The organism is Rubripirellula reticaptiva (assembly GCF_007860175.1).
Lineage (GTDB): Bacteria > Planctomycetota > Planctomycetia > Pirellulales > Pirellulaceae > Rubripirellula > Rubripirellula reticaptiva.
In genome coordinates this window covers 755,405-780,447 of record NZ_SJPX01000006.1, presented here as the reverse complement: position 1 = coordinate 780,447, position 25,043 = coordinate 755,405, and the positions used below count along the sequence as shown (strand labels likewise).

At 53.7% G+C, this 25,043-nt stretch carries 22 protein-coding genes; 16 read left to right on the top strand and 6 right to left on the bottom strand.

Going from position 1 to position 25,043, the window contains the following annotated elements; all coding sequences use genetic code 11:
• The first annotated feature begins 88 nt into the window (after positions 1 to 88).
• Together Poly59_RS28580 and Poly59_RS28575 are read left to right on the top strand one after the other, a co-directional pair.
• Positions 89 to 1,609, top strand: a complete 1,521-nt coding sequence (locus Poly59_RS28580; protein ID WP_146537459.1) for an efflux RND transporter periplasmic adaptor subunit — start codon at positions 89 to 91, stop codon at positions 1,607 to 1,609.
• Between the two features lie 89 nt (positions 1,610 to 1,698).
• Positions 1,699 to 4,809 (top strand): efflux RND transporter permease subunit, encoded by a 3,111-nt coding sequence (locus Poly59_RS28575; protein WP_146537458.1) that lies wholly within the window; start codon positions 1,699 to 1,701, stop codon positions 4,807 to 4,809.
• Positions 4,810 to 4,832: 23 nt separating this feature from the next.
• Here Poly59_RS28575 and Poly59_RS28570 read toward each other — a convergent pair whose 3' ends face one another.
• Both Poly59_RS28570 and Poly59_RS28565 read right to left on the bottom strand, forming a co-directional pair.
• Positions 4,833 to 6,245 carry a sigma-54-dependent transcriptional regulator gene (locus tag Poly59_RS28570; RefSeq protein ID WP_146537457.1) on the bottom strand — a complete coding sequence of 471 codons (1,413 nt, stop codon included), beginning with the start codon at positions 6,243 to 6,245 and terminating at the stop codon, positions 4,833 to 4,835.
• On the bottom strand, positions 6,230 to 7,579 hold the full coding sequence (locus tag Poly59_RS28565; RefSeq protein ID WP_186776579.1) for a sensor histidine kinase: 1,350 nt from the start codon (positions 7,577 to 7,579) through the stop codon (positions 6,230 to 6,232). The genes Poly59_RS28570 and Poly59_RS28565 overlap by 16 nt, the downstream gene beginning before the upstream one ends.
• 497 nt (positions 7,580 to 8,076) lie before the next feature.
• On the opposite strand from Poly59_RS28565, the gene Poly59_RS28560 reads away from it, so the two are divergent.
• The 13 genes from Poly59_RS28560 to Poly59_RS28500 all read left to right on the top strand — a co-directional run bounded on the left by Poly59_RS28560 (position 8,077) and on the right by Poly59_RS28500 (position 19,176).
• Positions 8,077 to 8,388, top strand: a complete 312-nt coding sequence (locus Poly59_RS28560; RefSeq protein WP_390621532.1) for an ArsR/SmtB family transcription factor — start codon at positions 8,077 to 8,079, stop codon at positions 8,386 to 8,388.
• A 131-nt stretch (positions 8,389 to 8,519) separates the two neighbouring features.
• Complete coding sequence (locus Poly59_RS28555; RefSeq protein ID WP_146537455.1) at positions 8,520 to 9,074, top strand: rhodanese-like domain-containing protein; 555 nt, start codon at positions 8,520 to 8,522, stop codon at positions 9,072 to 9,074.
• A complete protein-coding gene (locus tag Poly59_RS28550; RefSeq protein ID WP_146537454.1) occupies positions 9,062 to 9,886 on the top strand; it encodes a sulfite exporter TauE/SafE family protein in 825 nt (274 codons plus the stop codon). The genes Poly59_RS28555 and Poly59_RS28550 overlap by 13 nt, the downstream gene beginning before the upstream one ends.
• A gap of 63 nt (positions 9,887 to 9,949) precedes the next feature.
• On the top strand, positions 9,950 to 11,374 hold the full coding sequence (locus Poly59_RS28545; protein WP_146537453.1) for an MBL fold metallo-hydrolase: 1,425 nt from the start codon (positions 9,950 to 9,952) through the stop codon (positions 11,372 to 11,374).
• A gap of 125 nt (positions 11,375 to 11,499) precedes the next feature.
• Positions 11,500 to 11,973 carry a bacterioferritin gene (locus Poly59_RS28540; RefSeq protein ID WP_146537452.1) on the top strand — a complete coding sequence of 158 codons (474 nt, stop codon included), beginning with the start codon at positions 11,500 to 11,502 and terminating at the stop codon, positions 11,971 to 11,973.
• A 62-nt stretch (positions 11,974 to 12,035) separates the two neighbouring features.
• Positions 12,036 to 13,298, top strand: coding sequence for a DsrE family protein (locus tag Poly59_RS28535; protein WP_146537451.1), 1,263 nt, complete (start codon positions 12,036 to 12,038; stop codon positions 13,296 to 13,298).
• A complete protein-coding gene (locus Poly59_RS28530) occupies positions 13,288 to 13,947 on the top strand; it encodes a methyltransferase domain-containing protein (protein ID WP_146537450.1) in 660 nt (219 codons plus the stop codon). The genes Poly59_RS28535 and Poly59_RS28530 overlap by 11 nt, the downstream gene beginning before the upstream one ends.
• Positions 13,944 to 14,558 (top strand): c-type heme family protein, encoded by a 615-nt coding sequence (locus Poly59_RS28525; RefSeq protein WP_246152007.1) that lies wholly within the window; start codon positions 13,944 to 13,946, stop codon positions 14,556 to 14,558. Before Poly59_RS28530 ends, Poly59_RS28525 begins: the two co-directional genes overlap by 4 nt.
• 49 nt (positions 14,559 to 14,607) lie before the next feature.
• Entirely contained in the window at positions 14,608 to 15,141 is a 534-nt protein-coding gene (locus tag Poly59_RS28520) for a rhodanese-like domain-containing protein (protein WP_146537449.1), read from the top strand.
• 228 nt (positions 15,142 to 15,369) lie between these two features.
• Positions 15,370 to 16,530: an efflux RND transporter periplasmic adaptor subunit gene (locus Poly59_RS28515; protein WP_146537600.1), complete on the top strand. Its 1,161-nt coding sequence runs from the start codon at positions 15,370 to 15,372 to the stop codon at positions 16,528 to 16,530.
• Positions 16,527 to 17,738: an ABC transporter permease gene (locus tag Poly59_RS28510; protein ID WP_146537448.1), complete on the top strand. Its 1,212-nt coding sequence runs from the start codon at positions 16,527 to 16,529 to the stop codon at positions 17,736 to 17,738. The genes Poly59_RS28515 and Poly59_RS28510 overlap by 4 nt, the downstream gene beginning before the upstream one ends.
• Positions 17,735 to 18,460: an ABC transporter ATP-binding protein gene (locus tag Poly59_RS28505; protein ID WP_146537447.1), complete on the top strand. Its 726-nt coding sequence runs from the start codon at positions 17,735 to 17,737 to the stop codon at positions 18,458 to 18,460. Before Poly59_RS28510 ends, Poly59_RS28505 begins: the two co-directional genes overlap by 4 nt.
• Positions 18,457 to 19,176: a class I SAM-dependent methyltransferase gene (locus tag Poly59_RS28500; protein ID WP_146537446.1), complete on the top strand. Its 720-nt coding sequence runs from the start codon at positions 18,457 to 18,459 to the stop codon at positions 19,174 to 19,176. Before Poly59_RS28505 ends, Poly59_RS28500 begins: the two co-directional genes overlap by 4 nt.
• Before the next feature lie 460 nt (positions 19,177 to 19,636).
• On the opposite strand, the gene Poly59_RS28495 is transcribed toward Poly59_RS28500, so the two are convergent.
• Positions 19,637 to 19,864: an RND transporter gene (locus Poly59_RS28495; protein ID WP_146537445.1), complete on the bottom strand. Its 228-nt coding sequence runs from the start codon at positions 19,862 to 19,864 to the stop codon at positions 19,637 to 19,639.
• A gap of 235 nt (positions 19,865 to 20,099) precedes the next feature.
• Between Poly59_RS28495 and Poly59_RS28490 the strand changes: the two genes are divergently transcribed.
• Positions 20,100 to 21,056, top strand: a complete 957-nt coding sequence (locus tag Poly59_RS28490) for a metallophosphoesterase (protein ID WP_246152006.1) — start codon at positions 20,100 to 20,102, stop codon at positions 21,054 to 21,056.
• Between the two features lie 333 nt (positions 21,057 to 21,389).
• Here the strand turns inward: Poly59_RS28490 and Poly59_RS28480 are convergent, their stop codons facing one another.
• From Poly59_RS28480 to Poly59_RS28470, 3 genes are all read right to left on the bottom strand, one after another.
• Positions 21,390 to 22,340 (bottom strand): tRNA dihydrouridine synthase, encoded by a 951-nt coding sequence (locus Poly59_RS28480; RefSeq protein WP_146537444.1) that lies wholly within the window; start codon positions 22,338 to 22,340, stop codon positions 21,390 to 21,392.
• A 131-nt stretch (positions 22,341 to 22,471) separates the two neighbouring features.
• Complete coding sequence (locus tag Poly59_RS28475) at positions 22,472 to 23,332, bottom strand: alpha/beta hydrolase (RefSeq protein ID WP_146537443.1); 861 nt, start codon at positions 23,330 to 23,332, stop codon at positions 22,472 to 22,474.
• A 73-nt stretch (positions 23,333 to 23,405) separates the two neighbouring features.
• Positions 23,406 to 24,962, bottom strand: a complete 1,557-nt coding sequence (locus tag Poly59_RS28470; protein ID WP_246152005.1) for a glycoside hydrolase family protein — start codon at positions 24,960 to 24,962, stop codon at positions 23,406 to 23,408.
• Positions 24,963 to 25,043: the final 81 nt, after the last annotated feature.

Genomic DNA, 25,043 nt, shown 5'->3' with positions numbered 1-25,043 from the left:
AAAACAGGGGTTTTTTGGCGATGGCACGAATCGTGCTAGGTAAGTGACTCGGAACTGATTTCGATCACCTTTTACGCAGCGATTCTTGATGCCCAACGCTCCTTCCGTACCGCAAGAAACCGTATCGCAACAATCCGCCGAATCCCAGCGCGGATTTTTGGGTGCGATCGCCAAAGTCGCTCCGACGCTGTTCGTGCTAGCCGTCATGGGGGGCGGTTGGTTGGCCGTTCACGAGATCAACACAGGCGGCCAATCTGAAGTCGAGGAATCGGTGGCGGAAGAAGTCGCGATCCCCGATTCACTGACGTTGCCGGCCGGCAAGATCAAGGCCGCAAAGTTTGAAACGGTTCCGGCTCAAATGCAGGTTGTCAAGCATGTTCACACAATACCGGGGCGGATTCGTTACGACGAAACCAGGCACGTGGACGTTAAGGCGCCAATGGACGGCATCCTTGCCGAGGTGTTCGTCACGCCTGGGGAACATGTCGAAAGCGGTCAGTTGCTTGCAGTGCTCCGCAGTCCCGAAATTGGACAAGCTCGCGCGGAAATTCTGAAACGTCAAAACCAACGCGAGATCGCTGAGCAACTGTTTCAACGAGAACTCTCGTTGGCGAAGAATCTCGAACAAATGTCAGCAATGCTCGACCAAGGGGTGTCGGTTGATGAGATCGAGAACGCGTTTAGCAATCGAACCCTTGGTAGCTATCGTCAAGGGATATTGTCTTCCTATGCCAAGATGCAATTGTCGTCGGAACTGCTCGACATGATCGAGCCGCTCGCCAATTCAGGGTCTGTTTCTGGTCGGTCGGTTCGTGAACGACAAGCTGAGCGTCAAATGGCAGAAACCGAGTTTCGGACCGCTCGCGACCAAGCAACCTTTGCGGCCAACCAAGCAAAACTCAACGCGGAGGCAAAGCTGTCGGAAGCCGATCGTCAATTGAATCTTGCCTGGCAATCGGTCGAAACCTTGCTCGGTTACAAAGAAGACCGTGCGACGGCCGTTTTGAGTAACGAAGAGGCTCTTTCGCGACTTGAAGTGCGGGCCCCATTTGCTGGGTCTGTCGAATCACGTGCTTTCGCCAATGACGAGCGAGTCAGTCGAGGTGATTCGCTGATTGTGCTTGCCAACACCGATTCGCTCTATGTCGCAGCCAGCATTCGTGAAAGCGATTGGTCGGCGGTTTCGCTTGATCAAGGCACAGCCGTCTCGGTATTAGTGCCCGCCCTCGACGATCGTGTCTTCGAAGCTCAGATTCGATATTTCGGACGCGAGGTGCAAGCGGACACGAATTCAGTTCCCTTGGTTGCGAAGATCGAAAACAGCGAAGGCCTTTTGCGTCCGGGAATGTTCGTTCGCGTGACCATTCCGATCGGCGATGCCCGCGAAGCATTGTCGGTGAAACCAGAATCAGTGGTGCAACACGAAAACCAGTCGTTTGTGTTCGTTGATGAAGGCGGCGGAACATTCAAGCGAGTTGATGTATCGACGGGACATGTGTCAGACGACTGGATCGAAGTCACCAACGGTCTTCAGCCAGGCCTGGCAGTGGTCACGAAAGGTGCTTTCTTGTTGAAATCCGAACTTCTTTTGCAGGGCGAAGGCGAGTAGACGCAACCGAACCCACTGCGTTCGGTTTTCCTATCTCCCCTGCCCTTCATCCAGCCGTCAACGTCGCGGCTACCTACTAGAAATTCATCATGCTTACCAAAATCATTGAATTTTCGGTCGTCAATCGAGGCCTCGTCATCATCTTGACGTTGCTGATGGCCGGTGCCGGGATGTATTCGGCGCTCAAGTTGCCGATCGACGCCGTGCCCGATATGACCAACGTTCAGGTGCAAGTGGTCACCGACGCGGGGTCTTTGTCGCCGGTCGAAGTTGAACGTTATGTCACATACCCAGTCGAAAACACGATGGGCGGTTTGCCCGACGTCGAGGAGCTTCGCAGCGTTTCCAAGTTCGGTATCTCGGTCGTCACGATCGTGTTCGAAGAAGGCACCGATATCTATCGGGCACGCCAGTTAGTCGCCGAACGTTTGCCCGATGCTGCGGCGGTGATTCCGGCCGGATATGGAACACCCGCGGTTGGCCCGCTGACCACTGCGCTCGGCGAGATTCTGCAATTCGAAGTTCGTAGCGACAAGCACACTCCGATGGAGTTGCGCACCATGTTGGAGTGGGATATCTCGCCACGTCTACGTCAGGTTTCCGGCGTGACTGAAATCAATACTCACGGCGGCTACTATAAAACGTTCGAAGTTCAACCGGATCCCGATCGGATGACTAGCTATGGCATCCCAATGGATTTGTTGTTCTCTCGGCTAGAAAACAATAACAACACGTCCGGCGGCGGGTACGTCATTCACCACGGCGAACAGCGTTTCATTCGCGGTGTCTCGCTGTTGACCTCTGCTGAAGATATCGAATCCGTTGTCATTCGCCGCGAACCCGACGGTAACCCGATTCTTGTTCGCGATATCGCAAAAGTCAGCATTGAACCGATGACGCGCCAGGGGGCGGTTACGCGCGATGGTCGTGGCGAAATCGTGACGGGGCTAGTCATGATGTTGATCGGCGAGAACTCACGCGAGGTTGTAACTGCGGCCAAAGAACGGCTCAAAGAGATCGAAACGACTTTGCCCGATGGAGTGCGACTCGAGGTTACCTATGACCGGGCGGCGCTGATTGGCCGCACGCTAAAAACTGTGCTAACCAACCTGACCGAAGGTGGCATGTTGGTGATCATCGTGCTGTTGCTGATGCTCGGTAACCTGCGTGCAGGCATCATCGTCGCGCTGGCGATTCCGCTTTCGATGTTGTTTGCGACCAACGTGATGTTGGCGTCCGGCGTGACGGCTAGTTTGATGAGTTTAGGAGCAATCGACTTTGGGTTGATCGTCGACAGCAGCGTCATCATGGTCGAGAACTGCATTCGTAAGCTTTCGCACGATAACGGTGACACCAAACACGAAGACATCATTCGCGATGCCGCGGTGGAAGTTCGCAAGCCAACGATGTTTGGCGAACTGATTATCGCGGTTGTGTTTCTGCCAATCTTGTTGCTCGAGGGCACCGAAGGCAAACTGTTTCGACCGATGGCGCTAACTGTCCTGTTTGCACTGGGCGGTTCGATGATTCTGTCGCTGTCATTCATGCCGGCGATGGCATCGATCTTTTTGCCGAAAAAGATGAGCGAGAAGGATGTGTTCGTGGTTCGGATTGTCAAATGGTTCTATGAACCCATTGTCACACGAGCGATCAAGCATCCTGTCGTCACGATCGGGACGGCGCTGACTTTGTTTGCGATCAGTTTGCCGATGGCCGCGAATTTGGGGGCGGAATTCATGCCTCGCTTAGAAGAGGGCGATTTGTTGGTCGAAGCGTCGCGACTGCCCAGTGCAACGCTCGAAGGTTCGATTGAGATGTCGACCCAGATCGAATCCATTTTGAAAAAGTATCCCGAAGTTCAAACTGTTTTCTCGAAAACTGGCCGGCCAGAAATCGCCAACGATGTGATGGGCGTGCACCAGACCGATGTTTGGGTGCTGCTGAATCCCATCGGCGAGTGGCCGGTCCAGAAGACTCGCGATGAATTGATCGAGCAGATGTCGGATGAGCTGAACGCCAATGTTCCGGGTGTCGCGTTCGGATTCACACAACCGATCGAGATGCGAGTGGACGAATTGGTTGCTGGTGTGAAAGCCGATGTTGCGGTCCTGTTGTATGGCGATGACATGGAAGTTCTTGGTGCCAAGGGCAAAGAGATCGAAGCTGCTTTGCGGTCGATCCCGGGGGCTGTCGATGTGAAGGCAGACTATCAAGCCAATTTGTCGACTTTGACGATTCAAACCAAGCCCAAGGCACTTGCTCAGTATGGAATCGATGCGCAAGTTGTTTTGGATGTCGTTTCATCGCTGGGTGGACATCAGGTTGGCCAGATTTATGAGGGGCGAACTCGCTATCCGATCATGGTGCGAGTTCCCCAGCGATGGCGTGAAAACTTATCGCTGCTAGAACAGGTTCCCGTTGCGGACTCGAACGGAAAAGCGGTGCCATTAAAAGAACTCGCCGAAATTCGTCTAGAAGAAACGCCGCCAACGATCGAACACGAAGGCAATCGCCGTCGGACGTTCATTTCCGCGAACGTGCGGGGACGCGATGTGGCGACTTTTGTCACCGAGGCTCAGCGAGTGATTCCCGCCAAAGTCGAACTCCCGCCCGGATACGAAATCCGCTGGGGTGGTGACTTCGAAAACTTGCAATCCGCTAGCCGACGACTTGCCATCATCACGCCGATCGTGCTGGTCGTCATCATGTTGTTGCTTCACACCAGCCTCGGATCGATGCGGCTAGCATTCCTGATCTTCCTGGCCGTTCCAATGGCGGCATCCGGTGGAGTCATCGCGTTGTACCTTCGTGAGATGCCGTTCAGTATTTCTGCTGGGGTCGGCTTCATTGCACTGTTCGGCGTTGCGGTGCTGAACGGTTTGGTTTGGGTCAGTGCTGCAGAACATCTGCGAGAAACCGGCATGCCGCTCGGTTTGGTGGCTCACGAGACTGCGTTGGTTCGTTTGCGACCGGTGTTGATGACCGCATTGGTTGCGAGTCTCGGGTTCCTGCCGATGGCACTTTCAACAAGTGACGGTGCCGAGATGCAGCGCCCCCTTGCGACTGTCGTGATCGGCGGACTGATCACGTCGACCCTGTTGACTTCGTTGTTCGTGCCTTGCGTTTACCCTTGGTTCGCACGCGGCTTGCAACAAATCAAGTTAACGCATCATGGCGAGCCTGAGCCAACATTGCACTAATAAATCGGAATCTGGTGACGATGCTAGGAGAAATCACTTGCTTCGATGCCAAGAGACTTCAGTTTGCTTCGCAGCGTGACTCGCGAGATGCCGAGGATCTTGGCAGCCTTCAGTTGGTTGCCCGCGGTGTTGTGAAGTACTTGACGTAGAAGCTGATGCTCGGCCTTCGCGATTGCTTCGGCGTGTAAGTTATCGCTCCCTGATTCCAAACGCTCGGCAATGAACGCTTCGGTAAGATACTCACCGTCATTTTTTCCACCGGCGAGATTGTTTGATTGATCCGATAGAGGCGGAACAAACTCTGGCAGCAAAATGTTGCCGCGCGCCGTCAGGAGGGATTGCTTCATCACGCTTTCGAGCTCGCGCACATTGCCAGGCCAATGGTATTGGTGCAGCAGTTCCAGTGTTTCAGGTGCGAGCGAGCGGATGTCTTTCCCGAACTCGTTACTGTACTTCCGAAGGAAATATTCCGACAGCACTCGCAAGTCATCTTCGCGTTCACGCAGCGGTGGTAACTGGATCGTCACGACGCTAAGTCGAAAGTACAAATCGGATCGAAACAGACCTTCGGATACGAGCTGTTTTAGGTTGTGATTCGTCGCCGCGATGATGCGGGCATCGACTTTGATCGGTGTGTTGCCGCCGACACGTTCGAAGGTTTGGTCTTGCAACACTCTTAACAATTTTGCCTGGGTCATTGGCGACATATCGCCGACTTCATCCAAGAACAACGTGCCTTTGTCGGCCTGTTCTAGTTTTCCGATTCGTTGACGATGGGCGTCGGTGAACGCACCCTTTTCGTGACCGAAAATCTCGCTTTCTAATAACGCGTCGGGGATCGCCGCGCAGTTGATCGCTTGAAACGGACCGGTCGATCGTGCGCTGTGGTGGTAGATCGCTTGGGCGACGACTTCTTTGCCGGTACCGCTCTCGCCGAGTAACAATACCGTCAGATTCTGTGAGGCTACGCGACCGATCGCTTTGTAAACTTCTTTCATCGCTTTACAACGACCGACGATTGCATCGGCGACGGTGTCTTCTTCGTCGGCCAACATCGGTTGAACGCGCACCATACGGCTAAGATTCAGTGCCTTGTCCAACAGCGTCCGCATCTCGTCGAGTTCAAGCGGTTTGAACAGGTAGTCGTACGCACCAAGCTTGGTCGCCTCGATCGCCGATTCAACGGTGCCATGGCCCGTGATGAAAATCACAGGAACACGAGCGTCCATCTCGCGTAGACGTTTGAAGCATTCCAGTCCCGATGTGTCGGGTAGACTCAGATCAATCACGACGACGTCGGGCTTGGACTTAGCAAAAACCGCTTCCCCATCCGCCGCGTTTTTGGCCGTTAGTACCGTAGTCGTTTCGCTGGAAAAAGCACGCTCGAACGCTTTCAAAATCGATGGTTCGTCATCAATGACTAACAGGCTTTGCATGGTGGTTCCTGAGAGTGACCAAGCGGGTCGTAGTCGGGTTTCGATTGGTTGGGCGCAGAATGTTCCGTCACGCTCGGCAATGTCAACTGAAATTTGGCGCCGCCGCTGGCCTGGTTCGTACCCGTTAGTTTTCCTTGATGAGCGTCGGCGATGCGGCGGCAAATGCCCAGGCCTAGGCCAATACCATTGGTTTTGTTGGTCACGAATGGAGTGAACAGCTTTTCCAGCACATTCGAACTGATGCCTGTGCCACTGTCGCAAACCGAAACGACGACTTGGTCGTCGACTTCAGATACGATCAGATTGAGAGTTCCGCCAGTGGGCATTGCATCGAGCGCGTTCAAACCTAGGTTCAACAGCAGTTGTTGAATTTGAGCGGCATCGCCTTCGACTGGAACCGCTGCGTCGGGCGCTGTGACGACCAGTTCGACGTTTTGATTTCGACAACGTCCATCGATCAATTGCACCGTTCGGCGAACTGCTTCTTGGATCGCGAATCTTTTGAATTCGGATGTTTCGGGACGGGCGTAATCTAGCAGACTGTTGACCGACCGCTCCATGCGACGGATTTCTTGCTCGACCAGTTCCAAATCATCGGTCGGCAGTCCTTCATCCGCGAATTTTGCACGATTGACTTGAATCAGCATTTTGATCGACGTCAGCGGGTTGCGGATTTCGTGAGCCACGCCGGTTGCGAGTTGCGCGAGAGTCGTCATCTGCTGGGCACGTAAAGCTTCCGTTTTGCGAGCCATCAGAATTCGTTCGTTTTCGGACTTTTGCGAATCGGTCAGGTCGCGAACGATCGCAATCCGCGTTTGTTGCGACTCCGACGGATACTCGCTGACAGATATTTGCAGCGGAAACTGTTCGCCGTCGCTTCGCACTCCGTCGAGGCGAAACTCGGACGGCAATTGATCTGGGATGTCGGGAAGTGCCGGAACCAATGACGTGATGGAACGACCGATCAGCGTTTCGGCATTGATGTCGAACATTTCAGTGGCGGCTCGGTTGCAAGATAAAACGGTCCCGTCACGACCGAACGTCAGAATGCTTTCGCCGGCGTTCGCGACGATCGTCTCGCTGCGCTGGTGTTCCTGGATTGCGATACGGCGAAGCGGGCCGATGATGACTAACCAAAGCACTGGGGCGCAGACGAGCGTCAGCAGGATCGCGTCGACAATTGCTTCGACTGGTTCGCTAAGCATGGCAGGTGTCACGTGAGGCAGCACAAGCATGACGGCGACCTCGGCCGTGAAGACAAGCACCAGCACCAAGCCAAGAATCCGCATCGGTGAACGCAGGATGGTGGAGAGGGCTGAGATGCGATTCGTCATGAGCAAAAGCTGATACAGTCGCGGAAAGGGCGGTTCCGACGCCAGTGGTCTAAACTGTGAAGGAGAGCCCGAGAATGGACGGCTAGTAGCATCTTGCGAAAAGCTCGTGGCGATCCGTTGTTTTGTGTGATCGTAGTTTAGCAACGGGTTAGACATCTTGCGCCTCGCCATATCCATAGGCCGAATCCATCGGAAAGGAACATCACCGCAGTCGATGGTTCCAACCCAGGTTGGGGAAGCAAGAGTTGTGCCACCGCCGTTTTTGCTTCATTGACGCAGACAGGTGGATGATGGTGGCTTTCTTGGACAGCCACTTTCCATCTGTTGGACAGATTGTGTCCTGCGCTGCACTCGTTGCTGTGAATGCAAACTGGCTGTCTGGCTGCGACGGCTCACGGATCTGAAAGGGTAGAAACTTGCAGAAACACTCATTGACATATCGTTAGGTTCCGATATTATGTTGTGACGAGGCTTGGGTGAACGACATGAACGCAGAAATGAAATCAAATGAACTAGCGAAGCCACCAGGGCAGATCCAGGATTTTGCTGCTGCGGCTGAGTGTTTGAAAGCACTTGCCCACCCAGTCCGGTTGCGGATTGTGCAGTTATTGCTGCACGGGCGATACACGGTTGGCGAAATTGCCGAGGATTGTCAGATTCAAGACAACGTTGGATCCGAGCAACTGAGACTGTTACAGCGGTGCGGTTTTCTGGTCAGTCAGCGTGAGGGCCGAAACGTTTACTATCAGGTCGCCGAGCCACATCTGGTTCCGTTGATGGCATGCATTGAAAGTCGATTCTTGCCTTGATGGAAACGTGAGTTTGTTGAACTGAGTTGAAGCCGGATCGGAAACGATCCAAACATTTACACAAATATATCGGAACCTTGCGAGGTAGCGGGGTTTTGGGTGGCAGGGTTTTCCAAAACGGGGAGTTTCGAATGAAGACGATTGGTGTCAAGGAATTAGCAGCGAAGCAAGAGAACGAGCAAATTGATTTGATTGATGTCCGGATGCCTACCGAGTTTCGCGAGGTGCATGCCGATTGTGCGCGTAGCGTCCCTCTGGATTCGCTGGATCCCAAGGCTGTCATGGCGGCCCGGAACGGATCGGCCAGTCTCCCTCTGTACGTGATCTGCCGCAGTGGAAACCGGTCGGCGCAGGCGTGCAAGAAGTTTATCGACGCTGGCTTCGATAATGTTGTTAACGTCGAGGGCGGCACGACGGCCTGGGACAGCGCGAATCTGCCAGTCGTTCGTGGCAAGAAGTCGTTTCCATTGATGCAGCAAGTGCAGATCGCTGCCGGATTCCTGACGGTGCTCGGCGTCGTGCTTGCCTATCTTGTTCATCCCTACTTCGTTGGACTCTCGGCCTTCGTTGGCTGTGGGTTGATGTTTGCCGGCTTGACGGGTTTGTGTCCGATGGCGTCGATGATCGCAAAGATGCCCTGGAACCAGTGCGGCGACGGAGGCTGTGGCAGCTCATGCTCGGCCTAGCCATCTTGTTCGGGACTGTCGTTGGATTCGCATTGGGATTGACCGGTGGCGGTGGCGGTATTTTTGCGGTGCCGTTGCTTGTTTACGGGCTGGCGGTTGCGCCCCGCGAGGCTGTGGGAATCTCATTGGCCTCCGTTGGTGGTACCGCCTTGTTTGGCGCGGTGCCAAGACTGATCCGTGGCGAGGTTGAACTGCGAACGGGATTGCTGTTTGCAGTCGCCGGCATGCTGGGCGCGCCTGTCGGTTCCTACCTTTCGAAGCTTGTTCCCGAGACAGTGTTGTTGGTGATGTTCGCGGTATTGATGTTTGTGGTCGCACAGCGGATGTGGTCCAAGGCTTGCAATCCAAACATTCCGAGCGGAGTTTGCACGACGGAAAGCGAACCAGGGCCAGATCGAAGTGCCTGCCAACGCGACGCTGATGGCAAGCTGCGATTGACGTCCAAGTGTGCACGTCTGCTTGTGGTCGTCGGGTTAATGATGGGCGTGCTGTCGGGAATGTTCGGCGTCGGTGGTGGCTTTGTGATCGTTCCCGCACTGGTGATCTTCAGCGGGATGGCGATTCACCAAGCAGTTGGGACATCTCTGTTTGTCATCGTTCTGGTCAGCATCAGCGGCGTAGCATCACATATCGTCGGTGGTGGCGAGTTGTCGCTTGAAACGACGTTGCAATTCATGGCGGGTGGTTTCATTGGAATGTGGCTGGGCGGCATCGTCGCCAAGCGACTTAAGGGACCAACACTGCAAAAAACCTTTTCGATCGCGGTCGTGTTTGTCGCGATCTTTGTGATTTTCAAAACAGTGGTTCTGTAACTCTCCAACTTGGCATGCCCTTCGCATTGTCAGCCACTACCCCCAAATCAACGGACAATCAAAATGTTATTGAAGTACTTCTACGACGATAAACTCGCCCACGCGTCCTACATGGTTGGTTGTCAACGAGCCAACGAAGCGGTAATTGTCGATCCCGGTCGCGATATCGAACAATACCTTCGCATGGCTGAAAAAGAGGGTGTCAGGATCATCGCCGTTGCCGAGACGCATATTCATGCTGACTATGTTTCGGGCGCACGCGAGCTAGCCGATCGAGTCAACGCAAAGCTGTACGTTTCTGACGAAGGGTCGGCCGAGTGGAAGTACTTGTACTTGGATGGCTATGACAATGATCTTCTTCATGATGGCGATCACTTCATGATTGGCAAGATTCGTTTCGACGTCATGCACACACCCGGGCATACGCCAGAGAGCATTTCGTTTGTGTTGACGGATCAAGGGGGTGGCGCCGACGAACCGATGGGGATCTTCACGGGTGACTTTGTGTTTGTTGGATCAATCGGTCGGCCGGATTTGCTCGAAGAAGCTGCGGGATTGACGGGTACAGCAGATCCGGGCGCTCGCGACCTTTTCAAATCAGCCGAGCGATTCAAGTCCTTGCCCGATTACTTGCAAGTTTGGCCAGCGCACGGAGCCGGAAGTGCCTGCGGAAAAGGGTTAGGCGCAATTCCATCGTCCACCGTCGGCTACGAAAAACGGTTCAACCCGGCGCTGCAGTTCAACGACGAAGACCAGTTTGTTCGCTACATTTTGGCGGACCAACCAGAGGCGCCAAAGTATTTTGCTGTGATGAAGAAAGTCAACAAGGAAGGCCCGCGGATTTTGGGGGCTGGACATCATCACAAGCTGCTCGCTGTTACTGAACTGGCAGCGGCCGTTGGGTCCGGAACCGTCGTGGATCTATCGCCATCATCAAAGTTCGGTGCTGGACATGTGCCGGGAACGATCAACATTCCTTTGCCGATGCTTGCGGCGTGGGCGGGTTGGTTAGTTGACTATGACCGCCCGACGTATCTGATTTGCGAACCAGACCAGATCGAGGAAGCGGCGCGAGTTTTGCATAAAATTGGCGTCGAGCATATCGCTGGCGGGTTTGACGCACGCGAAGTTCAATCGCGCGGATTGGCAACCGAAGTGTACTTGTCTGGCACACCTGTGGACCTATCGCACAGTATCGAAGCCGGCGACGTGAAGCTGCTTGATGTTCGCTCGGATGAAGAATGGAAAGAAGGGCACATCGAAGAAGCTGAACATTGCTTTCTCGGACGTTTGTCGAAGTGCCTGGACGAACTGTCTCGAGACAAAAAGTTGGTTGTTCAGTGCCGCAGTGGTGCTCGTTCGGCGATCGCGGCAAGTGTCCTGCAAGCCGCCGGTTTCAAAAAGGTGGTCAATCTGACGGGTGGCTACATGGCCTGGAAAGAAGCTGGGCTCGCCACTGTGAAATCTCAGCCGGCCGTAAATGTCTAGGTAGGTTTCACCTACCGAAATTGACGACGATCTTGTTCAGCTTAAAAACACACGATCGTGTGATTGAGCGATGTTCTTTAATTTGCCCGTTCCGAAGTTAACCTCTTACTGATTGATGACTTGCTATGACACAGAACGATACGATTCAGAATCTCCAACGAGCCTTGTCGATGGAGCTTACCGCGATGCACCAATATCAACTGCACGCTTGCGTGCTGGACGAGTGGGGCATGGGGAAATTGGCAACTAAGATGCGCGAAGAGTTGCAAGAGGAACTCGGGCATTCCGAAGAGTTTCTGGTGCGTCTGCTCTTCCTCAATGCCGAGCCAAGTTTGAATCTCGAAAAAACGCCTGTGCGCGCAACGACGCTAAAGCAGATGTTTGAAACGGATCTCGCAGATGAAAAAGAAGCGGTCGACTTTTATACGACAGCATCCATGCAAGCGGGTGAAGCACGAGATATCGGGACACGGCAACTCTTTGAACGAATCGCAATCGACGAAGAGGGGCATGTTGGTTGGTTGGAGTTACAGCTTGACCTGCTCGAACGAATGGGCGAACCGGCATACATTGCCCAGCACATGTCGACCGACGCCTGATACGTTTGAACATCTTTGAACTGACCGATTACCACGATTAAACTTGCTGAAGGATCTGTTTCATGAGTCGCACAATCTTATTGTTCGTCTTTCTTGTCGTCGGCTTACTTGTTGTCGAGCCGACAATTACGTTAGCTCAGACCGGGCAAGGACGCGGCCAAGGTTTTGGTGGTGGTCGCGGGCTCGGATTCGGCGGAGGTCGCGGGCCTCGTTTTGGACAAGGCCGGGGGATGGAGTCGCATGTTGCTGCGAACGATAAGCCAGCCCAGTCGAGCGAGCTTCGGTACCCTGTGATCGCCAACCATGGTGGTGTGGTTCAATTGCCGGACGCTGTGCAGCAACCACGCGCGTGGTCAAAGTTGCTGATCGATTTGACTAGCAGCAGTGACGCGAACCGTTTGAATGCGGGGATCGAGCGAGTCGCGAAGTACCTGAATATCTACGCGGGCGGCGGCGCGGAACCGGCCGACGTGAAAATCGCTGTGGTCTTTCACGGCGGTGCAACGTTGTCGGTTCTAAACTCGGACGCCTATTCGGCGAAGTTCAAAACGGATGGCAATCCGAACTTGAAACTGCTGCAACAGCTCAGTCAATCCGGAGTCGAACTGTACGTTTGCGGTCAGTCACTTCTTTCCGAAGGTTCAACGCCCAGCGAGGTTGATGACAGCGTCAAAACCGCCGTGTCGGCTTTGACAGCTGTCGTGAATCTTCAAGCGGACGGCTACGTGTATCTACCGATTTCACAATCGGCGTCTGCCGCTGTTGCAAACGTCGCGCCGGCAAACGAAGTTGACGCCGGAGATGAAGAACAAAGTCATGGCCCAGCCGGACAAGGAATGGGGATGGGAATGGGGCGTGGAATGGGAATGGGACGAGGGCCCGGAGCGATGCAGGGTATGCAAGGCGACATGACGACTTTGCACGCAATGTTCGCCGACAAGGACAAAATCAAACGCACCGTCACCAACTTGTCGGATGGCGCCGAGGCAGTCACGGAATCGGATGACGAGGCGATCGCGAACATGATCAAAGAGCACGTTCCCGCGATGGAAGACCGCGTGCTCGGGAACAAGCCTCTGCCTCCGATGACGTTCCATCCGATTTTTGTTGAGCTGATCGAGCATGCTGACGACTACACGCTTGCGTATGAGGAAACGGACAAGGGGATGAAGGTGGTTTATCAGTCAGACGATCCCTACGTCGTGATGCTTGTGCAAGAACACGCAAAGCTGGTCAGCCGATTCTTGAAGAATGGCATGGAAGAGATCCACACTCCTTACACCCTGCCTGATTTCCCAAACGGAACTCGAACGGATGGAAAGTAGTATCAGTTCGACGAGGCGGTGTGGGGCGTGTTGTCGAGATCATGGGCAACTATCCAATGCGGATTGGCAACATCGCTATGACAACGCCATGACCGGTTGGGACCGTGGACGGCCGAGTCCCATTCTGTCACGTTGGGTGGAATCCGGCGATCTGCAGCCGTGCGAGATTCTTGTCCCCGGTTGTGGACGTGGACACGAAGTGATCGCGTTTGCAGAAGCGGGCTTTACCGTCACGGCAGTTGACTTTGCCGATGCTGCTGTGCAGTCGCTCGAAAAAGAGTTAGATCGACGTGGATTGCAAGCGAACGTGGTGCAAACCGACGTATTTGCGTTCTGTCAATCGAAGTCATTTGACGCGATCTACGAACAAACCAGTTTGTGCGCGATTGATCCGAGCCAGTGGGAAACTTACCAACAGTTAATGGCATGCTGGCTCCGTCCCGGCGGAAAACTGTTTGCTTGTTTTATGCAGTCAGATAAGGCTGGCGGCCCTCCATTCACATGCGACATTTCAGCCATGCGACGTCTATTCGAAGAACCAACCTGGCAGTGGCCCGATGACCCAGTCGCAGCAGCAGAACGTGTCGAGCACCCGAGCGGAATGCACGAACTGGCCTACATTTTGACTCGAAAGGAATCCGAACAATGATTCAAACTCACTTCAGAACACAATTTTCGATCACTGCAATGTTGGTCGGCTTGATCGTTGGTGGTTGTTCGTCATCGGACAATTCAACGGTTGCCATCGACGTCTCGAATCCCGAAGTCGCGATCGCTGACGGTGAAGAGCCGACTCAGGATCAGATTGACCGCATGCTGAAAGCCAAGGAGGCGTTGTTCACTCAGCTATCGGGCCGGTTGATGGAAACGATGGGCGCTCAAGGCCCCGTCGCTGCTATCTCGGTGTGCCAGAAAGAAGCTCCTAAAATCGCAAGCGACGTGGGCTCAGAACAGGGGCTGAAAATTGGTCGGACTGGCGTGCGTCTACGCAATCCCGACAATGCGGCGCCTGCTTGGGCTACTGCGTTAACCGACGCGAAGACGGACACCGCACATTTTGTCAGTCTAACTAATGGTCACGCGGCCGCTTTGCTGCCGATCAAGTTGCAAGGTCAATGCTTGATGTGCCACGGGCCAACCTCACAAATCTCGCCCGTGATTCAAGAGCAGCTCGCCAAGCTTTATCCGAATGACCAGGCGACTGGTTTCAAGGAAGGCGAATTGCGAGGTTGGTTTTGGGTTGAACTGCCAAACGGTTAGAATTCGTGCTGTCACTGTTTACTCACAACGTAAGAAACCGAAAACGACGATGACTTTAAAACAAATTCTGATACTGATTGCGTTCGCCCTTTGTCTGATTGCTGAAACTCCAATTGCATCAGCCCAATTTGGCGGTCTGTTTGGCGGCCCGAACATTGAAACCATCGAAACCGACGAATTGCACAAGATGCTGGAAAGCCAATCCCAAGCTGAACTCAAAGCCAAAGAGTCTTCGGCGGAAATCCCGCAGGCCAGTTTTGTCGTTGTTGATGTCCGCAGCGACGCGGAACAAAGAGTCTCTGTGATTCCTGGTGCGATTACGAAAGCTCAGTATGAAAAAGACACAAACTTGTACGCTGATCGGTTGGTGATTCCTTACTGCACTATTGGCGGTCGCAGCGGAGCCTACGCAAAGCTGCTGGCTGGCAAAGGCGTGAAAGTGAAAAACTATAAGGGCAGCATCTTAAAGTGGGTCGACGCCGGTCATCCGCTGGTCACGCTTGATGGCAAACCAACTAACCGCGTTCACACCTACAGCGACCGGTATCGTATTCCGGCAACGTACGAACAAGTGACGGAGTGAGCGCAAAAACGAAATTGCCGTTCAAGCGTTTCGTGGTGATTGTGCTTGCTTGGCGACCACTTAGAGCGAAAGAGGTGTCGCGAACGTCGTCCAAACCTTCGGTGTACCTGTAGGACAGTCTGAAAATCGTGACGAGATTCGCTGCGTGAAATCGTCTGCTGTTTGCGGTGGTCACGCTCGCGAAATGCTGTGCGGCGAAAAGTTGTGTCAAAAATTGCGGGAGCGTTTGTGCGTTTGTTTAGAACATTGACAAAGATCGTTGTCTTTGTCGCGTTGATCGCGGTAGCGGTTTACTGGTTTCGGTTTGCACCCGTCGCTGTATTGTCGCACGAGGTGACAAAAGGCGATCTCGTATCCGAGGCCATGGGCACGGGTACTTTGGAAGCTCGTGTTTCCGCGACGATTTCGCCAAAGATTTCCGGGCGAATCGAGGCTTTGAACGCGGATCAAGGTGATTTGGTCAAGGTGGGCGACTTGCTAGTTCAGCTTGACGACGCGGAGTTGCAACAGCAAGTCGAGATTGCCGAGGCCAACGTCAACGCGGCATCTGCTGCGGTCACGAGGCTCAGCAGCGACAAAGAACGTTCTGAAGCCGTTTACGAACAAGCTCGAAGGAATAACGCGCGGTTGCAGCAGTTGACCCGCCAGAATGCCGCCAGTCCCGAAGAGGCCGACAAGGCGACCGAAGGCTTAGCGGTTGCTGAAGCGGGGATCGGAAGCGCGGAGGCAGCAATTGCCGAAGGCCAGAAGGAGCTTGTAGCGGCTGAGAAGACCTTGCAGTATCACCGTGCTCGTTTGCAGGACACGAAGATCGTGGCTCCCTTCGACGGACTGGTCATCCGTCGTAATCGAGAACCGGGTGACATTGCGGTTCCCGGAAGTTCTATCTTGACGCTGATCTCCATGGATGAAGTTTGGATCAGTGCGTGGGTTGACGAAACAGAAATGGCTCGTTTGAAAACCGATCAGCCCGCGAGAATCGTTTTCCGGTCTCAGCCTTATGAGTCGTTCCCAGGCAGTGTTGCCAGGCTTGGTCGTGAAGCGGACCGTGAGACGCGCGAGTTTCTCGTCGACGTGAGAGTGCATGAACTGCCGACGAACTGGGCGGTTGGACAGCGAGCGGAGGCTTTTATCCGAGTCGAGCAGGTTAGTAACGCTGTTACATTACCTGCTAGGCTGGTGCAGCGCCGCAACGGAGCCGAAGGTGTGTTTGTTTTGTCCGGTGGTCACGCGAAATGGCAGCCAGTCAAATTGGGGCTGCGCAGTCGTGACGCAGTCGAGGTCACCGATGGTCTAAGCGCAGGCGACGTTGTCATCAGGCCTGCGAAACCCGGTGCCATCCTGCGAGACGATCAGACGGTGACGGTTCGATTGGAAACGGAGATATGAACCTTGCGATCAGGGACATCCGTCAAAGCCTCGGGCGTTTCGTGCTGACCACCGTCGGCATTGGAATGTTGTTGATGGTCGTGATGGGAATGGGGGGCATCTACCGCGGCGTCGTCGAAGACGCAACGTTACTGATTGAACGCGTGGATGCCGATTTGTGGATCGTTCAAAGAAGTACTCGCGGACCATTTGCCGAATTGTCGCGAGTACCATCGAACTTGGTGTATCGGGCCGCAGCGGTGCCCGGAGTAAAGTCGTCACGTGAATTTGTCTACCACACGATCCAACGCGAGCGTGATGGTAAGCCGCTTCGTATCGCCGTGCTTGGTTTGAGTTGGCCGTTGGATAAGGGGGACTGGGTTGAACTGAATGCCGGTCGACCGCTCCGCCAAGCGCATTACGAAATGATCGCCGACAAGACGCTCGGACTTGGTTTGGGTGAGCAAATTAAACTCGGCAAGGAAACCTACTCCGTCGTGGGGATCACCAACAACATGATCAGTTCAAGTGGTGATGGCATCGCGATGTTCACGGTCAGCGACGCGCAAGCCATTCAATTCGACACGCCCGGTGAAGCCGTACGATTGGAACGAGCGGCAAGGGAAGGACGCGGCGCCGAATTCGAGTTGGGAATTCAGCAGCCGATGATTCTGGAGAACGCAGCTCGCCCCTCGTCTGAATTGCCTGGTGTGGCACGGCCGCAAATCAGTGCCGTGATGGTGACGATGTCCCCCGGTGCGAACATTGACCAAGCCGTGGAAACGATTTCTGGTTGGGGTGATGTTTCTGTGTTCACTAAGGAAGGTGAACGAGAGTTGTTGCTAAAAGGCAGCGTTGAACGGGTGCGACGGCAAATTGGTTTGTTTCGAGTTCTGCTAACCGTGATCGCGGCGATCATCATGGCGTTAATCTTGTATACCTTGACTCTCGACAAAATCCATTCGATCGCCTTATTGAAACTGATTGGCGCTCCCAACACGGTGATCCTCGGTCTGATCTTGCAACAGGCTTTGATTTTGGGGGTGGTCGGATTTGGTATTGCGTATCTGGTGGGGCAACAGCTTTTCCCGCTTTTTCCAAGACGCGTCATCTTGGCGGATGCTGATTTAATTCAACTGGCGGGAATCGTGATTGGGATTTCAGTGGTTTCCAGTTTGCTCGGGATTTGGAAAGCGATGAAAGTGTCGCCGAACGAGGCTCTGGCATGACGACGGAATCAAAACCCATTGCGATCGAAGCAGCAAAGTTGACTAAAATCTACGGCAGCGGGAACACCGAAGTGGTAGCGATGCGGGATGCCTCGATGCAGGTTGCCCAAGGCGAAGTCGTCGCATTACTTGGGCCTAGCGGCAGCGGGAAATCGACTTTTCTTACTGCCGTTGGTTTGATCAATCCGCCAACTTCGGGACAGATTACGATTGGTGACAAGTTAGTTCTTGATGGTGCGACGGCTCATGCAAACTTACGATCCTTCCGTCGCCGGCACATTGGGTTTATTTTTCAGAAATCGAATTTGATTCCCTTCTTGACCGCTGTCGAAAACGTGCAAATCGCGATGCAGCTCAACGGGCAATCGAAGCGAGCGTCATATCGCCGAGCGATGGAGTTACTAGATTACTTAGGCGTGGCCGATCGCGCCGCCAACTATCCGTCCATGCTGTCCGGCGGCCAGCAGCAGAGGATTGCTGTTGCCCGGTCGCTGGCCAACAGCCCGAGTGTGATTCTTGCTGACGAACCCACCGCGGCGCTCGATGGTCAGCGCGGGCGACAGGTGATGGAGTTATTCGCCAAAGTTGCTCACGAACAGGGGGCTGGTGTAATTGTCGTCACACACGATCATCGATCATTGGATGTCTTTGACACGACGTACGAAATGGAAGACGGAATTCTAAATAGAACCAAAACCACAACAATGGAAGTATCGAAATGAAGTGCTTTTTCTCAGTTACTCTTTGTGTCCTGGCCTTTGTATCCAATACGTCGACGTGGAGTCAGGAGGCGCCGGCAGCGTTGAAGACACCGCCGGCCGGTATCAACGACAACTTCAAAAGTCCTGATTTGAAGGTTGATGAATGGTTAGAGAAGTTCGAGGTCGAGAGCCGAGAGGTCTACGCCGCTCGTGAAGACGTCATGGCGGCGTGTGACATTCAACCGGGACAACGGATCGCCGATGTTGGTGCGGGCACGGGGTTCTACAGTCGCCTGTTTGCCAAGAAGACTGGTTGGGATGGATGGGTTTACAGCGTTGATATCGCACCAAAGTTTTTGCAACACATCGCCATGCGAGCGACCGCTGACGGAATTGAAAATCTGACCACGGTTTTGGGGACGGATGTTTCGATTCGCTTGCCACCCGATTCGGTTGATCTGGTCTTCATCTGTGACACGTATCATCACTTTGAAAGCCCGCAACAATCATTGGCCTCGATCTTTCGAGCTCTAAAGCCAGGTGGCCGATTGGTACTGGTCGACTTCAACCGAATCCCGGGTGTAACGCGAGAGTTCCTGATTGGCCACATGCGGGCAGGGAAGGAAGTATTTCAAGCTGAGGTGGTTGCGGCAGGTTTCGATTTTATCGATGAAGTTCCAGTCAAATCATTCGAGGAGAATTATCTGCTGAGGTTTAAGAAGCCACACGCAAAGTAGCAGTCGCTTGCATGTCTGGCGGACGGTTTCGTAGGGGCGTGTCTTGACGATTGGGCCGAGACGTGTCGCACGCTGGTGTTTTGCGAATCAGTAACTTACACATCGGCTTGCGACAAAGGACTACTCGCTCAGTTCCGGCATCGAAGCGACCTGAGCACTTGAAACAAGCAGCATCGAATGCCCTGTCTGGAAGAAGTTCTTGACTCGATCAATTTTTTGCTGCGTGATCGAAGTGTAGCCATCGGCTTGTCGTTTCTGAAGCGATTGTCGCGGTTGCGGGATTGTGGACGCGAATCAGCAGACTTTCGCTCGTTTCCGGCATTGGTATCTTCGGCATAGGTTCCTCTACAATACAAAGTACAAAACGCGACCGGTTTTCGATCTTTGACACACTGAGAGGTGTTTTTTCTGATTGTGCGACGTTGTCGGTGACGCGGAAGCAGCAACGTAAATCCATCATTCAGGCATCATTTTGCTGCATCAGCATGCGGGCGATTTTAGCGGTTAGCAACAACCACGGCGTCGCATGCAGCAGCAGATCGAAGACGTCGATCGGCCGGCTGAGGGTACCGCCAGCCAACATCTTGAGTTTTTCCCAAATGTGCGGCTCGGGGACAAACGGTGCCAGTCCTAGCGTTAGCGCCGCCACGATAAAGAGGAACAACGGTAACCGGTCCAGCCAGATCATAAAGAATCCCTTGCGTGAATACTGATGTCAATCGCTCGCTCACCCTGCGCATTGTGACCCACATGAATCTGTCGCTTTGAGGCTGCGCGAACAAGATGCCAACGGTTCTCGGATAAGTTGACTCTTTCGAACGACAAGAATACAACCACCGGAACGATAGCGTATTCGATGTCAGTTGACGTTGGCGAGATTTCTTGCGATCGATGCTTGCTGCGACGTAAATGGGATTCGAGTTTTGATAGTAACCAATCGGCGAATATCCTTCGACATCATTGGTGATATCCATGGGCACGCGGATCAATTGAAAGCTCTGCTGTTTGACCTTGGTTACTCGCGCAATGGCAACGGGTTTCGGTGTGCCAATCGAAAGGCTGTTTTCGTCGGCGACTTTGTCGATCGCGGACCAGCAATCGGCGAAGTGATTGCGATTGTTCGTGCGATGGTGGACGCCGGGGACGCGTTGGCCGTGATGGGGAATCACGAATACAACGCGATCGCGTTTCACACTCGGCGGGCGGGAAAACATGACGGATGGTTTCGGCCTCATTCTGTCAAGAATTTGAAACAGCATCAGGCGACTTTGAACCAGCTTTCAACCAAAGAGATCGTGGATACCGTTGATTGGTTCAAGACGCTTCCCGTCGCGATTGACATTGGTGCAATCCGTGTTGCTCATGCGTCGTGGCAGACACAGGGGATCGATTGTATCAACCGTGCGATTGCAACCAGTGGACAATTCACGCCTGATTTTCTAACGTTGGCAGAAGACTCTGATAGCGACCTGAATCTTGCAATCGAGAATGTGTTAAAGGGACCCGAGTTGCAATTGCCGGCTGGGCACTCGATCGTCGACAGGGCAGGACAACAGCGCGGTTCTGTTCGTATCAAGTGGTACGAAAACGGTGTTGGCCGAAGCTATCGCCAGCACCATCTTGGCAGTGATGAAGTTCCGGATGTCAGAATTGTTGATTCTGATTTAGCATCGTTTCAAACTTATCCGCGGGATGCATCGCCCGTGTTCTTTGGTCACTATTGGCTGACCGGTACGCCGTCGCCACTGGCTAGCAATGTTGCCTGCACGGACTACAGCGTGGCCAAAGGCGGTAAGCTGGTCGCATATCGCTGGGATGGCGAACAGACATTGTCGGCGGACAAGTTTCACTGGGTGAGAAAGGAAAACATGGATGCTTGATTGGATCAAAGTGGCGGGGAAATTTGCGTACGATCGTCCAACGCGAGAGCGATTGCTTGGTTATCGGCCAGTGGTGATTTGGTTGATTGAATCGCTCGAACGGAAAGCAGGTTGCACTGCACGGATTTGTGCCACCCGCAATGAAGTCCGCTCGGCGAACTTTTCGGCAAGGAGGAAGCCGGAGAGTGGCATTCTCGCAATCCGAGCAATCGTCAAATCTCGTGGCAAATGATGGAACGTCTATCGGCCGGTGTTCGATCCGCAATTTGAGCGTCCTGTCAGCGATTTGCGTTTGGCCCACAGTTCGAGCCAACTCTGCTACCTCATTCGCATTCAGATTGCTTGCAACTGTTGCCGAAGAGTCATGCAGGAGCTTGCTTTTTTTAATCGTTTCTTCAAACGGTCAAGTTCAGGAGCCTCTATATGCGCGAGGACCTCTTTAAATTTCACCATCACCTGAGCGTCACCGTGAAAGATGTCTTCGTATCCATCAAGTAGCCGCCGCAAACGCTCTGTCACCTCTTGTTGTCTGGCTTCCGCTGATGGATTGCCCGGTTCTCGGCTTCGGATGCGATCGAATATTTTGTGATCGGCGATCGCACCTCGTCCTAGCATCAATCCTGCGGCACCCGTTTGCTTCATCACACGTTGGGCGTCCTCGACCGATCGGATGTCTCCGTTTGCAATGACGGGCATCGCGGCAGCCAGGACAATCTCGCGCGACAGATCGTGATCAGCTTCGCCTTTGTATTTTTGTTTTACCGTGCGTGAGTGAACGACCAGGAAGTCAACGCTTGCTTTTTCGAACGCATCCAAGACCGAAAAAACTTCGCGTTGGTCGTCGATGCCAAGTCGGGTTTTGACCGAGAGTGAACCTGGCACAATTTGCCGCATTGCGGCGAGCATCGGATAGACCGTCTCGGGATACTTGAACATGCCGCCGCCTGCGAGAACCGATGTCATGCGTCCGAACGGGCATCCCATGTTGACGTTGATATGCTGGACACCACGTGCGACCAGGTCGCTGACTGCATCGACCACTCCGTCGTCAGCGCAGCCAATGACTTGCACCACAAGCGGGATCCCCGGAACCGAAGTTGTCGCTTCGACAAAGTCAGAATCGGCGATCACCTTCTTGGCATTCGGTCGTACTCGGACAAACTCGGTGAACAACACGTCGGGTGTGGCAAGTTCGCCATAGACTGCCCGTAGAGCACGATTGGTAAGCCCCTGCATCGGCGCCAACATCAACGGGTTCGGATTGGTCCAGGGAAGATTCGGCACGATGGTTTTGGGAATCTCAGAAAGTTTGAAGTGGGAAAGAGATCAAAACAGTCCAGCGAAAGCTCAGTCAGCGTCTGGGCTTCTTCGCGTTAGGATCGGCGCCGCGGTAAAGTTGCGGGCACGAAGCAACGCTACTTCAGATTTGCGTCAAAGAACTTGTGAAACTCGTTTCGATACAACTCGCGAAACGGCTGCTTGTTCCATTGGCCATGTTTCGCTCCGGGGATCATGATGAACTCGTTGTCGATTCCGAACTGATCAAGCTTAGGGCGAATGTCGACGTAGCGCATTCCCGGGCGATCCTTTTCGCCATCCATGAACAGAATCGGGCAGGTCTTTGCCGAGACGTGAGTGATGGGCGACGCCTCGGCATAGATTTCGCGTTTTTCATTCAACGTTCCACCGAAGAAGACGACGCAGTTTTGAATGGGTTTTGCTGATTCCTCGGACCGTTTGACTTGATCCACGCCCGCACCAAGCAAGACGGCGGCTTGCAGTTCGCTTGACTGATCCAGGTGATTGCCCACGTCGTACTTACCAACGGTCGTTGCGACCATTCCGGTTAGATGTCCGCCGGCAGAGCCGCCGACGGCGCCGATTCGCTTGGGATCGACTTTGTACTCTGCCGCGTGAGCACGAAGCCAGCGAATTGCAGCTTTGCAGTCTTCCACTGCACTTGGAAACATCGCCTCGCCTGACAAACGATATTCAATGGTAATGACCACATAGTCGTCCGTCGCCAACTCGCGTGCCAGCGGTCGAAACGACTCTTTAGTTCCACCTGACCAACCGCCGCCGTGAACCAACACGATCCCAGGCAAGGCTTCGTCATTTTTCGGTCGATAGAGGTCGAGTTTTAGAGTCTTCTCGCCCACGTTGGTTTGGACTTTTGCAAATTCCAGATCTTCGTAAGCGGTGATCTTGTCGTCCGCGAAAACGTGACTGACTGATAGAGTAAGTAGCAGCAATAGAGAGAAACGAAGATTGAGCATCGGTCATTGGCTAATTTCGAGGACTGAGAAATCGGATGGCGGCTTGGGGCCTTGCCGGCGAAAGGACGGTTGGCTAGTTACTAAAACTGATCCGAATGGAATCCAGTATTGGCTTGGACGTGTTTTCGGTCGTGTCGGTGATCTTAAATTCAAACTGAAAACCGTATCCGGCCGGCAGGTCAGACAGATCCAACTGTGCCGGTGTTTTTGCGACCTGTTTTGCGAATCCGGGGACATCGCTGTAAGTTTCCTTGACGGTTTGCCAATCCGTCCATTTGTTGATGGAACTGTCATTGTTAGTGTCGACACCAACTCGCACTTCGACATTTTCTACCCATGGTCCGGGGCTGACAAAATCGGACTTTTGTTGGGTCGCTAGATAGAACTTGCCTTCGGCAAAGATCACGTCGGGATCCGGATGGCCTTTGCCGACGTGCCCACACCAAGTGAATGGACCATCGATTGTCGGCGCCGTGAATCGTCCGACACTCATTCCGTCACCTGATGCTGGATCGTAGTCGCAAAACAGATAGTATTGCCCGCCGATCGCAATCATTGCCCAGTCACCGTAGGCGTCTTGCTCGGGTTCGTGGATTTCGTACTCGGCAATGCTTGTTTTGTAGTTTGCTGGATCTTCTTTGGTCCAGTGAGGATGCTTGTAAGTTCCAATTTTTCCGGTCGCCTTGGTGCGATGATCAACGGGTGGCGCCAGGATATTGAAGTCTTTAATTCCATCGGCGCTGATCGCATGGGTGGCAAGCGGCGAATCCCAAGCGTGGGTCTTGGCATTGATCGGGCTCCAGTCTTCCGCGATGACATGGAACTTTCCATCGAGGTCACGGATGAAACCGCAATCCGAACCGTGCGTAGGATCTTTGAATGCGATCCCCATGTTTTTGCCGGGTAGGCCGTCGGTAAGGTCGTCGTCAATGTAGAGATGCGGATCCTGATCGTTGGGGAAGTCGTAGTAGAAATACGCTTTGCCGTCAGCGAACTCTGCCGTCGTCATCCACTTACCCTTGCTGTCGGTGATCGGGCCGTGGTGTACCCAGTTGACCATGTCCCGACTTTGCCAGGCGTGGTAACCGCCCAATCCCTTTTTTAATCCACCAAGCGCGTCAAACTGATTTTTGTAAATCGTCGTTTGTAATGGAATCTCGAAACCTGCAAGCGTCGCTGCTTTGGGAATAAAAGCTGGATCGGCAGGCGACGACTTGCCTTCCTTTGTTGATTTCCTGGGACGAGGCCTGCTGTATCGGCCGAACATCCAATAGTCGTCCGGTCCGCGTCTGAGCAGGACCGGGGCATCCGCGAGATTTTGAGGACCAATGTTTGGCGTCGGTTCCCAGTTCTCCCAGACCGACGACTGGGCAACAACAATCGATTTAGCAGTGCGTTTTTCATTGAACGACTTCGGCTTGCTGCGGAATATCGCCGAATTTGCCGTTGGCGTAGCCATCCCATCCTTGAGGTCCAAATTGGTTTGAACGGCAACCGCATCGATCCAATCGCTCTGGCTGTCGATCGTCCACGATTCATCCGCTGTTGCCTGCGAGGCTGTCGATGCAACAACCATCAAGGATACCGCGACGGAAAATGCGAACGTTCGATCTGGTCTTGGCATTGTCATGCTGATTCATTTCTCGACATTGGGAAGGTCATGGCGTAAGGTTGCAATCTTAGCTCAGTAACTGTACGCAGCAGTGGTTCG

Bases quoted from the DNA above. Each gene is read 5' to 3' on its own strand.
- Poly59_RS28525 (WP_246152007.1), top strand. From the start codon at position 13,944: ATGATTCAAACTCACTTCAGAACACAATTTTCGATCACTGCAATGTTG.
- Poly59_RS28530 (WP_146537450.1), top strand. From the start codon at position 13,288: ATGGAAAGTAGTATCAGTTCGACGAGGCGGTGTGGGGCGTGTTGTCGA.
- Poly59_RS28495 (WP_146537445.1), bottom strand. From the start codon at position 19,864: ATGATCTGGCTGGACCGGTTACCGTTGTTCCTCTTTATCGTGGCGGCG.
- Poly59_RS28520 (WP_146537449.1), top strand. From the start codon at position 14,608: ATGACTTTAAAACAAATTCTGATACTGATTGCGTTCGCCCTTTGTCTG.
- Poly59_RS28505 (WP_146537447.1), top strand. From the start codon at position 17,735: ATGACGACGGAATCAAAACCCATTGCGATCGAAGCAGCAAAGTTGACT.
- Poly59_RS28540 (WP_146537452.1), top strand. From the start codon at position 11,500: ATGACACAGAACGATACGATTCAGAATCTCCAACGAGCCTTGTCGATG.
- Poly59_RS28555 (WP_146537455.1), top strand. From the start codon at position 8,520: ATGAAGACGATTGGTGTCAAGGAATTAGCAGCGAAGCAAGAGAACGAG.
- Poly59_RS28565 (WP_186776579.1), bottom strand. From the start codon at position 7,579: ATGACGAATCGCATCTCAGCCCTCTCCACCATCCTGCGTTCACCGATG.
- Poly59_RS28570 (WP_146537457.1), bottom strand. From the start codon at position 6,245: ATGCAAAGCCTGTTAGTCATTGATGACGAACCATCGATTTTGAAAGCG.
- Poly59_RS28470 (WP_246152005.1), bottom strand. From the start codon at position 24,962: ATGACAATGCCAAGACCAGATCGAACGTTCGCATTTTCCGTCGCGGTA.
- Poly59_RS28575 (WP_146537458.1), top strand. From the start codon at position 1,699: ATGCTTACCAAAATCATTGAATTTTCGGTCGTCAATCGAGGCCTCGTC.
- Poly59_RS28580 (WP_146537459.1), top strand. From the start codon at position 89: ATGCCCAACGCTCCTTCCGTACCGCAAGAAACCGTATCGCAACAATCC.
- Poly59_RS28545 (WP_146537453.1), top strand. From the start codon at position 9,950: ATGTTATTGAAGTACTTCTACGACGATAAACTCGCCCACGCGTCCTAC.
- Poly59_RS28500 (WP_146537446.1), top strand. From the start codon at position 18,457: ATGAAGTGCTTTTTCTCAGTTACTCTTTGTGTCCTGGCCTTTGTATCC.
- Poly59_RS28510 (WP_146537448.1), top strand. From the start codon at position 16,527: ATGAACCTTGCGATCAGGGACATCCGTCAAAGCCTCGGGCGTTTCGTG.
- Poly59_RS28560 (WP_390621532.1), top strand. From the start codon at position 8,077: ATGAAATCAAATGAACTAGCGAAGCCACCAGGGCAGATCCAGGATTTT.
- Poly59_RS28550 (WP_146537454.1), top strand. From the start codon at position 9,062: ATGCTCGGCCTAGCCATCTTGTTCGGGACTGTCGTTGGATTCGCATTG.
- Poly59_RS28535 (WP_146537451.1), top strand. From the start codon at position 12,036: ATGAGTCGCACAATCTTATTGTTCGTCTTTCTTGTCGTCGGCTTACTT.
- Poly59_RS28475 (WP_146537443.1), bottom strand. From the start codon at position 23,332: ATGCTCAATCTTCGTTTCTCTCTATTGCTGCTACTTACTCTATCAGTC.